The 14,724-nt window shown below is 39.5% G+C and carries 14 protein-coding genes; 1 reads left to right on the top strand and 13 read right to left on the bottom strand.

Annotated elements, in window-relative coordinates:
• Positions 1–121: 121 nt before the first annotated feature.
• The 8 genes from BHF68_RS07780 to gatC form a co-directional block, all read right to left on the bottom strand.
• Positions 122–805, bottom strand: coding sequence for a 4Fe-4S dicluster domain-containing protein (locus tag BHF68_RS07780; protein ID WP_069643085.1), 684 nt, complete (start codon positions 803–805; stop codon positions 122–124).
• 117 nt (positions 806–922) lie between these two features.
• Positions 923–1,144, bottom strand: coding sequence for a hypothetical protein (locus BHF68_RS07775; RefSeq protein WP_069643084.1), 222 nt, complete (start codon positions 1,142–1,144; stop codon positions 923–925).
• Positions 1,132–1,998 carry a hypothetical protein gene (locus BHF68_RS07770; RefSeq protein ID WP_069643083.1) on the bottom strand — a complete coding sequence of 289 codons (867 nt, stop codon included), beginning with the start codon at positions 1,996–1,998 and terminating at the stop codon, positions 1,132–1,134. The genes BHF68_RS07775 and BHF68_RS07770 overlap by 13 nt, the downstream gene beginning before the upstream one ends.
• Positions 1,999–2,113: 115 nt before the next feature.
• Entirely contained in the window at positions 2,114–2,440 is a 327-nt protein-coding gene (locus BHF68_RS07765) for a YbjQ family protein (protein WP_069643082.1), read from the bottom strand.
• Positions 2,421–2,636: a hypothetical protein gene (locus BHF68_RS07760; protein ID WP_069643081.1), complete on the bottom strand. Its 216-nt coding sequence runs from the start codon at positions 2,634–2,636 to the stop codon at positions 2,421–2,423. The genes BHF68_RS07765 and BHF68_RS07760 overlap by 20 nt, the downstream gene beginning before the upstream one ends.
• A 15-nt stretch (positions 2,637–2,651) precedes the next feature.
• Positions 2,652–4,097: an Asp-tRNA(Asn)/Glu-tRNA(Gln) amidotransferase subunit GatB gene (gene gatB, locus BHF68_RS07755; RefSeq protein WP_367114264.1), complete on the bottom strand. Its 1,446-nt coding sequence runs from the start codon at positions 4,095–4,097 to the stop codon at positions 2,652–2,654.
• A gap of 13 nt (positions 4,098–4,110) precedes the next feature.
• Positions 4,111–5,577 carry an Asp-tRNA(Asn)/Glu-tRNA(Gln) amidotransferase subunit GatA gene (gene gatA, locus BHF68_RS07750; protein WP_069643080.1) on the bottom strand — a complete coding sequence of 489 codons (1,467 nt, stop codon included), beginning with the start codon at positions 5,575–5,577 and terminating at the stop codon, positions 4,111–4,113.
• A gap of 51 nt (positions 5,578–5,628) precedes the next feature.
• Complete coding sequence (gatC, locus tag BHF68_RS07745; protein ID WP_069643079.1) at positions 5,629–5,916, bottom strand: Asp-tRNA(Asn)/Glu-tRNA(Gln) amidotransferase subunit GatC; 288 nt, start codon at positions 5,914–5,916, stop codon at positions 5,629–5,631.
• 303 nt (positions 5,917–6,219) lie between these two features.
• On the opposite strand from gatC, the gene fdxA reads away from it, so the two are divergent.
• Complete coding sequence (fdxA, locus tag BHF68_RS07740; RefSeq protein ID WP_069643078.1) at positions 6,220–6,390, top strand: 4Fe-4S ferredoxin; 171 nt, start codon at positions 6,220–6,222, stop codon at positions 6,388–6,390.
• Between the two features lie 56 nt (positions 6,391–6,446).
• Here fdxA and BHF68_RS07735 read toward each other — a convergent pair whose 3' ends face one another.
• From BHF68_RS07735 to pcrA, 5 genes are all read right to left on the bottom strand, one after another.
• Positions 6,447–7,934 carry an alkaline phosphatase family protein gene (locus BHF68_RS07735; protein WP_069643077.1) on the bottom strand — a complete coding sequence of 496 codons (1,488 nt, stop codon included), beginning with the start codon at positions 7,932–7,934 and terminating at the stop codon, positions 6,447–6,449.
• A 57-nt stretch (positions 7,935–7,991) separates the two neighbouring features.
• A complete protein-coding gene (locus BHF68_RS07730; protein WP_069643076.1) occupies positions 7,992–8,957 on the bottom strand; it encodes a glycosyltransferase family 4 protein in 966 nt (321 codons plus the stop codon).
• A gap of 62 nt (positions 8,958–9,019) precedes the next feature.
• Entirely contained in the window at positions 9,020–11,080 is a 2,061-nt protein-coding gene (ligA, locus tag BHF68_RS07725; RefSeq protein ID WP_069643075.1) for an NAD-dependent DNA ligase LigA, read from the bottom strand.
• 21 nt (positions 11,081–11,101) lie between these two features.
• Positions 11,102–12,427, bottom strand: a complete 1,326-nt coding sequence (locus BHF68_RS07720) for a putative manganese-dependent inorganic diphosphatase (RefSeq protein WP_069643074.1) — start codon at positions 12,425–12,427, stop codon at positions 11,102–11,104.
• Positions 12,428–12,469: 42 nt separating this feature from the next.
• Positions 12,470–14,713, bottom strand: coding sequence for a DNA helicase PcrA (gene pcrA / locus BHF68_RS07715; RefSeq protein ID WP_069643073.1), 2,244 nt, complete (start codon positions 14,711–14,713; stop codon positions 12,470–12,472).
• Between the last annotated feature and the right edge of the window lie 11 nt (positions 14,714–14,724).

Genomic DNA, 14,724 nt, shown 5'->3' with positions numbered 1-14,724 from the left:
GTCTTTTTGTGATAACAATTATCATTTTCATGATTATAGCATGGCGACTAACTTTAGTCAATATACTACAGCATAAAAAAGAGCGCTTACACATGCGCTCTTGCAGTAATCTATTAACTTTCTATGCTGATTGCTCTTCAGTATTTTTCTGTAAATAATTCTTCTGTAGGTATTGTTGTACCGATTCTATACCCAGTCTAGCAATTGTGTCTGCAAGTCGTTCTTCAGTGGTTGCGTACTCCTTAAAATACTCTATAAGACCTCTAACTACCGAATCTAGTTCTGCTTCATTCACAAATGGAACTACCTCTAAGGCGAGCTGTGGATGTCTACCTAGACGCCCTCCAGCAATAACTCTATACCCTTTATTTGTTTCAATAATTGCATCGACTGGACATGCGCGGACACATTCACTACAACCTACACAAGCTTTATCGTCGACAATAACAGCTGATTCTACTATTTTCAGGGCATTCTCTTTACAAGCGCGAATGCATTTCATGCAGCTAATGCATTCAGCTTGATTTATGGCGATAATGGATCGACCCATAATACCTATATCATTAATCTGTGGCTTAGAACAGCCATTCGGACAGCCTGAGAACACAATGTCAAAAACATGATGCTTAGATAGTCTGTCACCAAATTTATTACGGATGAATTCATCTAAATTTAACTCAGTCACTAATTTTTTTATTCTTTTAGCAACGGAGCTTGTGTTATGAATCGATTTATAGCAATCAGTTTCGGCTTTACACTGATAGATAGAGAAGCCATTTCTTGTATGTGCTTGTAGACTGCTCATATTCTCTCTCCTTAAATGTTTAACATCTACCTTCAGTGTATTTTAGCATACATCAACAATCATTTCTGTGGTATTCAACACACTTTTGAAAATTTGTCACTTTTTTAAATAACTTTTTCACAGGCTTTTGTTTTTATGCTCATATTTTGCTATAAATAACTCTAGTTGCTTTCGCAGCTCCTGCTTCAACTGTCTCTCGCGGGAGAGTTTTTCAATACCTTCCATGTCTAGTATGTCAAATCTATTTAGAACATCTAATTCATAGGTCAGTTCTCTATCTTTGAGCTTTTCAACGACTTTACGTAGACGATCGAAGCGTTTATTATTTATACTTTCCATTTTTCTATCAACTTATTAACATCATGCTGTAGTTCTTTGTTAGCCTTTTTTTCCTCCATGAGTTTATGGATTGCATCTAAATTGTTATTATTAAAAAACTGCACAACTTCTTCTGACATACGCTCGTTGCGCTTTTTCAAAATATATAGACCTTGCTCAAGCTGCTCAATTATTTTTTTATGAACTTCATTGCCCGTAGCGTCCAGTTTTTCTATGTTGTTATCTCTCATACAAGTTACCTCCCCGTCAAGCTCCTCAATAAATACTTTCCCATTTTCACATATCGTAAACCGTTCGTCCATTTCAGGCAACCATATATTTCTTGGCCCTTCCTTGGACTGGATTCTAGTCGATATTAATTGATAGACATGGGTACTATTAGTTTCTTTACTATCGCGACCCCGTAATAGATTATATACTTGATCATTGCAGATTTCCCATTCTGTTAGTAACCAGCGGTCGCATCCATATACTTCGACAAAACGCATATCTTTTTCCAAATTCAATTGTTTTTCTACCTGATTATATGGAGTTTTTGTACGCTTAGATAATTGTTTAATTATCTTATCTTTAGTTAACGGCTTACCTACTTGCACTAGATAATCATATGCTAAATTATTCATCTTAATTGGAAACTCCTGCAGTAGAATTGTGCTTGAAGCGTCTATAATAAATGGAGAATCCTCTTGATCTATAGTTGTATCAACTAAATCTTCTAATCCCATGTTGTAAGCACTTTGAAAATAACTATCAAAATCCTTTAACTGCTCTTTTAGTTCTGCCACAGTTAGCTTCTGTTCTTGACCTATGAGGAATCTTTTCAGAAAACTTATTGGTGTATATACTGGTTGCAAAAAAATCTCCCCCTCTGTGTTTTGAAAAACGACTCGTAAGCATAGTTTTATATATGCTATGTGAGTCGTTTCCCCTATGATACGTTAAGCAGTATAATTAATACCTTTTGTTTTTTCAAGCATGTTCGTTCTTTACGATTACAGCCGTGCCATATACTAGTATTTCAGCAGCACCTTGAGCGATTTGCGCAGTCATAAAACGAATATTAACAATAGCATTAGCTCCCCTGGCGTTCGCTTCTTTAACCATTCTACCGACAGCTTTTTTTCGCGCTTCATTCATTAAATCTGTATACTCTTTGACTTCTCCACCTACGATGTTACGAAAGCTCGCTAGTACATCCTGCCCGATATGGCGGGCTTGAATGGTACTGCCTTTAACATAGCCTACTGTCTCGACTATCTTTTTACCAGGTACTGTTTCAGTATTGACTAAGATCATCGTCATCGTCCTTTCGTTCGTCCTGTATACGCTCGTATATAAGACTTGAAAATATGACAACTACCCCCAATACTCCCAAAACTATATATATAGCAGGATTTATATACGTCCCCGTCAACGCAAAGAAACTAGTACTCATAAATCCTAAAAAACCTATAGCTATTAAAATCAGACCCGCCGTGCGTACCATCCCCATATACTTCACCGCCTATTACAGACTTTTTAGCTGTTCAACAATCATTTTGTTAACCATCTGTGGATTCGCTTTACCGCGGGTTGCCTTCATCACTTGACCGACAAAGAAGCCAACTGCCTGCTCTTTACCTGCCTTATAATCCTCTACGGATTTCGGGTTGTCTGCAATTGCTTTTTTAACAATCTCAAGGATTGCTCCCTCGTCACTAATTTGCTCGAGACCTTTTTCCTTTACGATTTCCTGAGGGTCTTTGTTGCTTGTGAGCATTTCTTGGAAAACGGTTTTGGCTATTTTCGTGCTGATGGTTCCTTTTTCAATCAGACCAATCATATTCCCTAGATTCTCTGGCTGCAGCGATATATTCTTAAGCTCTAAGTTGTTAGCATTTAGGTATCCTAACAATTCACCTTGAATCCAGTTTGCTGCTGATTTTGCATCCTTACAATGCTCCATCGTGCTATCAAAGAATTCAGCAACTTCCCTCGATGATGTAATAACGCTCGCATCATAGGCAGATAATCCATAGTCTGCCATATAGCGTTCTTTGCGCTTATCTGGTAGCTCTGGGATTTCTGCACGCAGTCGCTCAATCCAATCGTCTGTTATCTCCATCTTAACTAGGTCTGGCTCTGGGAAGTAGCGATAATCATGGGCCTCTTCCTTGCTTCTCATAGTAAAGGTCTTGCCAGCGCTATCATCCCAGCGTCTCGTCTCCTGTACGACTTCTTCGCCGTCAAGGATTACTGCTGCTTGACGTTTTTCTTCGTATTCTAGACCTTTTTGTACGCCACGGAAGCTGTTCATGTTCTTCAGCTCTGCACGAGTGCCGAACTTCTCCTGACCGAATGGTCGGATACTAACATTAGCATCACAGCGTAGGCTGCCTTCTTCCATTTTTACGTCGGAAACATCACAATATTGGATTATTGCTTTTAGTTTCTCTAGGTATAGACGAGCTTCTTCTGGCGAACGCAAATCTGGCTCTGATACAATTTCAATCAGTGGTGTACCAACCCGATTGTAGTCAACCAGGGAGCCTCGGCCATCTTCGGCATGAACTAATTTACCAGCGTCCTCCTCTAAGTGCACGCGTGTGATTCCGATGCGTTTCTTTTCACCACTTGGTAGGTCTATCTCAATATATCCGTGCTCTCCAACAGGTTTGTCATATTGAGACGTTTGCCAAGCCTTTGGAAGATCTGGGTAGAAATAGTTTTTACGGTCGAACTTACTCTCTTGATTAATTTTGCAGTTTAACGCTAAGGATGCTTTGATTGCATAGTTTAACGCCTGCTCGTTTAAAACAGGTAGAACTCCTGGATGTCCTAAACAAATTGGGCATGTATGACTGTTAGCAGGTGCGCCAAATGCTGTGGAGCAGCCGCAGAAGATTTTTGACTTTGTATGTAGCTCAACATGGACTTCAAGTCCAATTACAGTTTCGAATTTCAATTTATTCACCTCCTGGATATACCTATAGGGTTGGGCGTTGTTTATGATAATTTGTAGATTGTTCAAATGCATGTGCCGCTCTTAATACAGTTGACTCATCAAAGGCTTTACCAATAATCTGCAATCCAACAGGTAGACCGTTCACAAATCCACACGGAATGCTGATTGCTGGAAGTCCTGCCAGGTTAACTGGAATTGTACAAATATCATTTAGATACATTGTTAATGGGTCAGACGTTTTTTCACCAATTTTAAATGCTGTAGTTGGTGCAGTTGGCCCGATAATAATATCATATTTAGCAAACACATTATCAAAGTCCTGCTTTATTAAAGTACGTACCTTTTGTGCTTTCAGGTAATAAGCGTCATAGTAGCCAGAGCTTAAAGCATATGTTCCAAGCATGATACGGCGCTTAACTTCATCTCCAAAGCCTTCACTACGAGTCTTCTTATACATATCTAATAAATCCTTAACACCTTCAGCACGGATACCGTACTTCACGCCATCGTAACGGGCTAAGTTTGAGGATGCTTCAGCTGATGCTAATAGATAGTAGCAAGGTAAAGCGTATTCTGTATGTGGCAGCGACACGTACTCAACCTCTGCTCCCAAAGAAACTAGTTGCTTAACTGCTTGTTCAATTACTTCTCGCACCTGAGAGTCAATTCCTTCACCCATATACTCTTGAGCAATAGCTATCTTTAAGCCTTTTATGTCTCCCGTAAGTGCCTCTCGATAGTTAGTGATTGGCACATTCGCTGAGGTTGAGTCCATCTCATCATAGCCAGCGATTGCCTGTAAAACATCTGCTGTATCTTCAACATTCCTCGTAATTGGTCCTATTTGATCTAATGATGACGCATAAGCTACTAAGCCATAACGTGATACTAATCCATATGTAGGTTTCAATCCAACAACACCACAGTAGGCTGCAGGCTGTCGAATAGAGCCACCGGTATCTGAGCCTAATGAAAATACAACCTGTCCAGCCGCTACACTCGCCGCTGAACCACCACTAGATCCTCCTGGAACGTAGTTAAGATTCCATGGGTTTTTTGTAAGCTGGACCGATGAGTTTTCCGTTGAGCTTCCCATGGCAAATTCGTCCATGTTTAGCTTTCCAACAGGAACAGCTCCTGCAGCATGTAGTCGCTTCATAACTGTAGCGCTATATGGCGATTTATAGCCTGAAAGGATTTTACTACTACAGGTAGTCGGCATACCTTGTGTGCAGATATTGTCCTTAATCCCACCTGGAATACCTGCCAAAATAGGAAGGTCGTCCACGTCTGTTATGTCTGCAATTTCTTGCTCAAGCTGATCTGCACGGCGTGGTGCGTTTTCCTTATTCAGAGTAACAAAGGCATTCACCTTATTATCAGTCTCTTCTATACGGCTCCAAGCTGTGTTAAGAAGCTCTGACACCGTTGTTTCCTTATTTAGTAGTAATGTATGTATTTCACGAATACTCTTTTCTATGATAGACAAATTCTGTCCCTCCTTTAAACTCTAGCTTTCTCAGTTTTTCCAGTTTCCAACTTACTCTATAATAGCTGGTACTTTAAAATGGCCTTCCTCTTGACTTGGTGCATTACGCAGAGCTTCTTCCCTAGGTAATGATTGCTTAACCTCGTCTTTGCGGACAACATTTTTTATATCGAGCACGTGGCTTGTTGGTGGTACATTCTCTGTGTCCAGTTCATTCAATTTTTCTGCAAACTCCAGAATCGAATTTAACTGCTCTGTAAATAACTCTTTATCTTTTTCTGACAGCTCAAGTCTTGCTAAGTTAGCAACATGCTCAACATCCTTCACAGTAATACTCAAAGGATCCACCTCCATTGGTAAAATCATTTGATTATTATACCATATAGGAGTTTTTAAAAGCAAAAGTAACTATTGTTATGTGCAAATTTAAATATAAATTTTTATTCATAGTTTTAACTTAAATTCAACATTCTCTTAAAAAGCCTATTATATTAGCTTTTATAGAGCTTCATTGTTCTAAAGTTGACTATTTTACTAACGATTGACAACCTACTAGTGATTCAGTTATATTTTATACAAGCTTTTCAAGCTCTATGTAGTAATAACTTAAATAACAAATAGATAAAGAGGAGGAACTTACATATGGCTTACGAAATTAACGAAGAGTGCATTAACTGTGGTGCTTGTGTTGACAGCTGCCCAGTGGACGCAATTACTGAAGGTGACTCAATCCACGTAATTGATGCTGATACTTGCATCGACTGTGGTGCTTGCCAAGATGTTTGCCCAACTGACGCTCCAAACCCTGCATAAAAACTAAAATACTTGTATTACTTATAAAGACACTGCCAACGAGGCAGTGTCTTTAATCATTGCATTAAGTCCATTAGAAACTTTTTCATATCTACAATCCGTGGGTACTTCGGTTTTTTATCTGTACCACCAATAATAATAGGTATTTCAGAATCCTGACGATGAAGCGACCCGTGACTAGCACCTCCATTATGGCTGGCACTTCCCTGTGATTCAAATTCATGTCCTGGCTTTGCAGTAACAATTAATACATCCTTAGTGCGTTGAGCAAAAATCGCACCGTATAGGCGCATCAGAGCATCTGGGTAATTTTTATAAGTCAAGTGTTTACCTACAACATGTAGATCCAATGCACGCATGTCGCCAAATATATCCCATTCCTGATTATAAGGATCTACATACTCACCATCTTTACTATAGATGAGCTTAAGATCATCAGAGTAGCCATCTTTTTGCTCTCGCTTTTCTACTACCACTTTATTCCCATCAGGATAAGCAATCCAATCTATTTTACTATCCTGTTTAAGCGCTTCAATAATATCATCCTTCTTTAACCTGAAAGGATATATATAAGCAACACGCTCATTATTGCAAATTACGACGTCATCGACAGAAGAATTTACTTTTTCACGGAAGTTATGTATTTTAAACTTTTTTAATAAATCCTGTAATGGTATTAAGGCATTTTTCTTATTACTATCAATATCCGTCTGTCCATGATCACTTATTACAATCCAAATTGTTTCTTCTAACGCCTTATCTACTCCGCCTAAAGGTTTTAGTAACCTCCCGATTTTTTCATCAATTTTTTCTGTTTCCTTAATCATGTTTTTCGTACCGTGCTTGTGGACTTTTTGATCTAGGTCTGGAAGATAAATGAGTGTTAAATCAGCTAATTGGTTTTGCCGTATTAGCTCTATAAAAATCTCAATCGAGTACTCATCGTTTATTCCATAACGTTTCCTCAGGGAAGTAGGTGCTAACATCTCGTAAGGCTTCGAGAGCTTTGGTTTAACGATTTTCCCCAAGGCTAAATTTTTACATCCACGTACAGGGTCTTTTAGCGAAAAACCGCTTGCAACATTTACTAAAAAAGGTAGTTTAACCTCGTGATTCTGCTTGCCGCGATAAGCTGCAATATTAATATTTGCTACCGTTCTTCCCTTACGCTCCAGGTTTTCAAAAATCGTCTCAACTTTAGCACTCATGTGCTCCTTATTTAATTTATATAATATGTCTTCAAGCACTTGTTTGAATCCTAGACGCCATACAGTACCAAAGGAGCTGCCATAGTTGACGACCCTGTTTTCATTTGCTTCATACCAGACTAGTCCAGGAATCTTGTGTTTATCTGGAAATACACCTGTGACTAATGACGTATCAATGGAGCAGGACATGGTCGGAAACACAGTGACTCCTTCTTTAATAAAGCTCCCAGACTTCGCTATTGCTGTAAGATTGGGTGCCTTTCCTTCATTCATTGCTTGCTCAAGTGGTCCAGGTAGTAATGAATCCACTAATACTAGTACAACTTTTTTCTTCATTAATATCCACCTCTCGCACATAATTCACTATAAAGCTTCAAATGATTTTTTTTGTAACTAAGTCGAATACATAAGGAAAAGTAAAATTATTACTACACTAAGCAGAGAAAAACATATTCCTAAGATATATATAAACGTTACAGCTTGTACCTGGTTGAGCCCAAGCTTCATTAGCCTATGATGTACGTGCCCTTTATCCGCTACATGGATTGGCCGATTTTCACGCCAGCGTCTAAACATTACATAAACTGTATCAAATATTGGAACTCCAAAGATTAGCAAGGGTACAATCAATGTAAAAAGGGTTGCACCTTTAAAAGCTCCTTCAATAGCAATTGCAGCGAGTATGCAGCCAAGAAACAGGGCACCAGCATCTCCCATAAAAATTTTAGCGGGATGAAAGTTATATTTTAAGAACCCAAGGGTGGTACCTAGTAAGGAAATACACAGAATAGCTATGGCCTCCTGACCTTGTATCAATGCGATAAAAAACAGCGTCATAGCTGATATGGCTGCAATTCCTGTTGCTAAACCGTCTAGTCCATCTAGAAAATTCAGCATATTCATAATGCCAACAATCCAGATAATAGTAATTAAAATTCCTATCCCATGTGGCAGATACCAAGCTGTTTGCTCAGCAAAAACAAAGCCACGTATCCCAGTTATTTGAATGCCTCCATAGATTAAAATACTAGCAGCCATAATTTGTACGAGCAGTTTAGGTAGGGCTGGGAAGTCTTTGCCATGAGCCTTAGACCAATCGTCTACCATGCCGATTAAAAGTACGACTGAACCTGCTAAGAACATGATAAAAAGCTTCATGGACGGTGGTACAAATAATAGCACCGTTACACCAAAACCGATAAAAATGGCTAAACCACCTAATAGTGGTATAGGGTCAACGTGGACTTTACGATGATTCGGTTTGTCTATAACCTCGTATCGAAAAGCAATTTTACGGGTAATAGGCACTAGCAAATATGTAATTAAAAATGCCGTAAAAAAAGGAAAAATAAACGCCACATCAATCCCTCCATTGGGCTGTGCGTTTATTTTCCCCTGCTTTTTATTTTTTACTACTCATTTTATATAAGCATTGTTAAAAAACCGAGCTGTTCCAGCAACTGTTCTTCCGTTAGAATAGTAACACCTAGCTCCTGGGCTTTTTTCAGCTTAGAGCCAGCCTTTTCCCCAGCGACAAGATAGTCCGTACTCTTACTTACGCTATTAGTCACCGTAGCTCCTAATTGCTCTAGCTTCTCAGATGCTTCCTTACGGGTCAGCTTCTCCAGTGTACCTGTCAGGACAACTGTTTTTCCAGCAAATATATTGTCCGTATTACCTGTTGTGTTGTTAGCTCTACTTACATATTGAAGATTAATTTCGGCTTTCTTAAGTTTTTCAAGCAATGTATTAAACTCAGGTTTTTTGAAATATGCAATAATGCTATTAGCCATTTTATCGCCAATTTCATTTATGGCTATCAATTCTTCAAAGCTTGCCTTCTGTAAAGCTTCAAAATCTTGAAAGTGGGCTGCGAGGATTTTACTAGCTTTACTGCCTATAAAGCGTATCCCCAAACCAAAAATCAGCTTTTCTAATGAATTACTTCGGCTCTTATCAATAGCTGCTAAAAGGTTATCGACGGATTTCTCGCCCATCCGTTCTAGTGGTAGTAGCTGCTCCTTCGATAAGAAATATAAATCTGCTACATCTCGAATTAGCTCAGCATCAAATAATTGAATGACAACCTTTTCACCAAGGCCGTCTATATTCATAGCATTCCTTGAAACAAAGTGGATAATTGCTTCTTTATTAAGTGCTGGGCATGCTGGGTTGATACAACGAATCGCGACTTCTCCATCTAGTTTCACCAATTCACTACCGCATGCAGGACAGTCCTTGGGATATTCAATCGATTTTTCTTCTCCTGTGCGTTTATCCGTTATGCTACGTACAATTTCAGGAATGATATCCCCTGCTTTTTGTACTAAAACAGTATCACCGATGCGAATATCCTTTTCGGTAATCAAGTCTTGGTTATGTAATGTCGCGCGGCTAACGGTTGTGCCTGCTAGCTGGACTGGCTGTAACACTGCCGTTGGTGTAACGACACCTGTACGTCCAACACTAAATATGACATCCTCTATTACACTTATCCCCTGTTCAGCAGGAAATTTAAGGGCAATTGCATACCGTGGGCTTTTCGCAGTAAAACCTAACTGCTGTTGCTGAGGGAATGAGTTAACCTTCACAACTAGACCGTCGATTTCATAGGGTAGCTGCTGACGATGCTCCTGCCAATACTGGACAATATCTATCACTTCTTCGATGTTTGCTATAACCTTTACTTCTTTATTCGTCTTCAAGCCGAGCTCTTGAAAAACACTAAAAATATCGGCTTGTTTTTCAATCGGCAGGTGTGCTGCAGCTAATGATTGCTGATCTGTATGTCCTAATCCGTACATGAAAACATCAAGGGCACGTTTTTCTACGACCTTAGGATCTAATTGACGCAGGGAGCCTGCCGCTGCGTTTCTAGGATTCGCGAATAGCATTTCACCCTGTTCTTCACGCTCTTGATTTATACGAGCAAACTCCTTCTTCGATAAAAAAGCTTCCCCACGTACTTCTAGGGTTACAGGTTGACGAAGCTTCAACGGAATTGAGCCAATGCGCTTAAGGTTTTCCGTTATGTCTTCACCGGTCGTTCCATCACCACGGGTAGCACCTCGGATAAGTCTTCCTTGCTCGTAGTACAAGGAGATTGCCAGTCCATCAATCTTTAATTCACATACATAGGAAACCTGATCAGTTCCTAAGTCCTTCTTAACACGGCGATCAAACTCTCGCAAATCATTCTCGTTGAAGGCGTTACTAAGGCTATACATCGGTACCAAATGATCAACCTTTGAAAACTGCGACAGCGGCTGACCCCCTACTTTTTGTGAAGGGGAATCTGCCGTAGCTAGTTCTGGATATTGCGCTTCCATGTCTAATAACCGTTTCATAAGCTGATCATATTCTGTATCAGATATAACTGGTGCGTCTAAAACATAGTAGCGATAGTTATGGTCCTCAATTTGCTCTTTTAAATTATTTAATTCCTTTTCAACTGTCTGCAGCTGTGTTTTGTCAGTTGCCATCATTTCACCATCTATCAGAGTTTAGGTAAGGGCTTTAGTTATTGGTGGTACAATCTGCTTTTTACGAGATAACACTCCTGGTAAATGTACTTCATCATCTTGTACAGGCTTCCCGAATGCTTTCTCAGCTATTTCTGTATCTCCAAGGGCAAGGAAATATGTGGCTTCCTCTAAGATATTTGTACACATTAATCCAACGAAATCTAATTCATTATTGTTTAGTGTTTTCTGCATTTCTTCTAATAATTCCTGCTTACGCTCACGGAATTTTTGGTTATCTGTCATCATTACCTGGCCAATCATTAGGCTTTTACCGCCCAATGAGAATTCCTTTAGATCTGTGTTAAGTACTTCCGTTGCTGTATTCGAAGTCAGCGGACTACTAGAGCCTAGTAGCTCCATTCCGTATGCTTGTAGGTCTACACCACAGATAGCAGCTAATTCTTCGGCAACCTTAACATCCTCATCTGTGCAGGTTGGTGAACGGAATAATACAGTATCAGAGATAATTGCAGATAACATTAGTCCAGCTTGCTCTGGCTCAGGCTCTAAGCCATTCATCTTATACAGCTTTGCAACAACTGTACACGAGCATCCAACTGGCTCTACTAAGAAGAATATCGGCCCCATAGTCTGCACATCACCAATTCGATGATGGTCAACTACTTCAATTACATCAGCCTCATCAATTCCAGAAACTGCTTGGCTTTTCTCGTTGTGGTCAACTAAAATGACTTGCTTAGGTTTTGCTGTAATGACCTCTTGACGAGAAATGGAGCCAATCAGTTGATTATCTTTATTAACTACTGGAAAGCTTCTGAATCGATTGTTTAGTACAACCGATTTAATCTTATCCATTTCTGCTTCGGCATCAATTGCTACCATCTGTGTGCTCATCAAGTCTGAAACTGGCTGCTCTAAGATTTCATTCGCATTAACATCTTCTCCAGCCTGACTTTTCGTTACCTTCTCCAAGCAAAAAGCGCCTAGGTCACCAAGGGTTACAATACCTTGTGCTTTACCTTCAGTACAACAAACAAAGGCATGATTACTTTCCGTATTATGAATTTTTTCTCCTACACTTTTTAAGGAGTCCCGCTTAGCCACTACAAGCATTTCCTTATTCATAATGTCTTTAGCCCGCAGTTTTACGTCTGCTACAAATTCAGGTAGCTCTTGTTTCCAATAATCGAAGACCCAGCTAGTCTCAGCACTAGCATCTCCTAATCTGCCTGCTACTACTTTTTCATCGCCGAGACGATTTTTAAGGCGCGCATACGATACAGCTGCACAAAACGAATCTGTATCTGGATTTTTATGACCTAAAACATATACTTTTTCTGACATATTATTCAACCTCCAAATTTTAAATGTAGTCTATATAAGCAACTAAAGCTTTTTAACTGGGGCAAACTTTGCTAATAGTTTTTTCAAACCAATTGGTTTATCAAAGGCGATTGTAAGCTCAAGACGGTCACCTTCACCTTTTGTAGAGACAATCGTTCCAATCCCCCAGGCTTTATGCTCAACCTTATCTCCAGCGTTCCAGGATTCATTTAGGTCAGCACCCTGGACTTCAATTTTGCGCGCACCTTTACGCACGGTGCTAGCTGATGAGTTAATATTAGCTCTACTAGTTCCCATGGAATAATTGTTAGTTCCGATAGTATGACTACTTCTGAGTACTGTATTGCCCGTACGTTCCATAAACTCTGCTGGTATTTCTTCAAGAAAACGTGACGGCATATTGTTTTGGGTTTTACCATATAACATGCGTGCGCTCGCACAGGTCATGTATAGCTCTCTTTCTGCCCTGGTAATTCCAACGTAGCAGAGACGACGCTCTTCTTCCATTTCTGTCTCATCCATTAATGAGCGATTATGTGGGAAGATACCTTCTTCTAAGCCAGCTAAGAATACGATTGGAAACTCTAATCCTTTCGCGCTATGCATTGTCATTAATACGACTTGCCCTTGTATAGCTGCATCACTATTAGCTATACCTTCATCCTCTAGTTTATCTAAATCAGAGATTAGCGCCAAGTCTGTTAGAAAAGCAATTAGTGATTTATCTTCTGCTGTTTTCTCGAATTCTGTCGTAACAGATATGAACTCGTCTATGTTTTCAAGACGCGACTGTGCTTCTAGGGTGCGTTCATTTTGTAGTTCTTTACGATAGCCTGACATCTTCAACAGCTCTTCCACAAGCTCTGTAACTGGTAGAAATTCCTGCATTGAGCGTAGAGTACTGATTAAGGTAAAGAAGCTCTGTACACTTGAAACAGCCCTTGCTGATAACCCTACTTCAGATAAATCTTGACAGGCTTCATACATAGATATGCCCTTAGCTGTGCTATATTCTGCTATTTTATCTATTGTCGCTGCCCCAATTCCACGTCTAGGTACATTGATTATACGCACGAGACTTGTGTCATCTTTAGGGTTTGCAATTAAACGTAAATATCCTAACACATCTTTAATCTCTTTACGATCATAGAACTTTAAACCGCCGACGATTGTATAAGGAATGTTAGACTTCATAAACATTTCCTCAAACACACGGGACTGGGCATTAGTACGATAAAGAATTGCTATATCCTTATATGTAGCTCCTGAATTCACCTTATCGAGAATTTTTTGTGTAATAAATTGTGCTTCATCATATTCACTATAGGCCTGATAGAACTGGATTTTGTCCCCATGCTCATTATCTGTCCAAAGGTTTTTCTCTTTTCGCTGAGTGTTATGCTTTATTACTTCGTTAGCTGCTAACAGAATATTCTTTGTGGAGCGATAGTTCTTCTCCAGCTTGATAACCTGCGCATCAGGGTAATCCTTCTCAAAGCTCAGAATGTTTTGGATATCTGCGCCGCGGAAACGATAAATTGACTGGTCGTAATCCCCTACGACACAAATGTTTTTATGATAATCTGCTAATAATTGCACTAAAATATACTGCGCTCTGTTTGTATCTTGATACTCGTCGATATGGATATAGACAAACTTACGCTGATAAAACTCCAATACTTCTGGATTGTCTTTAAATAGTTTAACCGTAAGCATAATAATATCATCAAAATCCAAGGCATTATTACTTTTCAGTTTCTTTTGGTATTTCTCATAAACCTGAGCTGCAATACTTTCAAAATAGCCAGTAAACCTACGACTGAAGGCTTCTGGTGTGAGCAGTTCGTTTTTCCCTTGGCTAATCAATGAAAGGATACCACGGGGGTCAAACTTTTTCACGTCAAGGTTCTCTGCTTTCATTATGCCTTTAATGACACTTAGCTGATCTGAGCTATCTAATATCGTAAACCCTGTCTCATAACCAATCTTATCAATATCCTTACGCAAAATACGCACACATAGTGAGTGAAATGTCGATACCCAAACATCATATCCTTTAGAGCCTACAATGTTTTGCACACGTTCCTTCATTTCCTTTGCCGCTTTATTCGTAAATGTCACAGCCAAGATATTCCAAGGGGCGACCCCTTTACCTATTAAATGGGCGACCCTGTGGGTTAACACCCTAGTTTTCCCACTACCTGCCCCCGCCATGATTAACAATGGGCCATTTATTGTTGTAACAGCTTGCTTTTGTTCCGGATTCAAACCCTCTAGTAAATTCAATCAAACCAACC

This window comes from Desulfuribacillus alkaliarsenatis, assembly GCF_001730225.1.
GTDB lineage: Bacteria > Bacillota > Bacilli > Desulfuribacillales > Desulfuribacillaceae > Desulfuribacillus > Desulfuribacillus alkaliarsenatis.
This window is presented reverse-complemented; position numbering and strand designations above follow the sequence as displayed.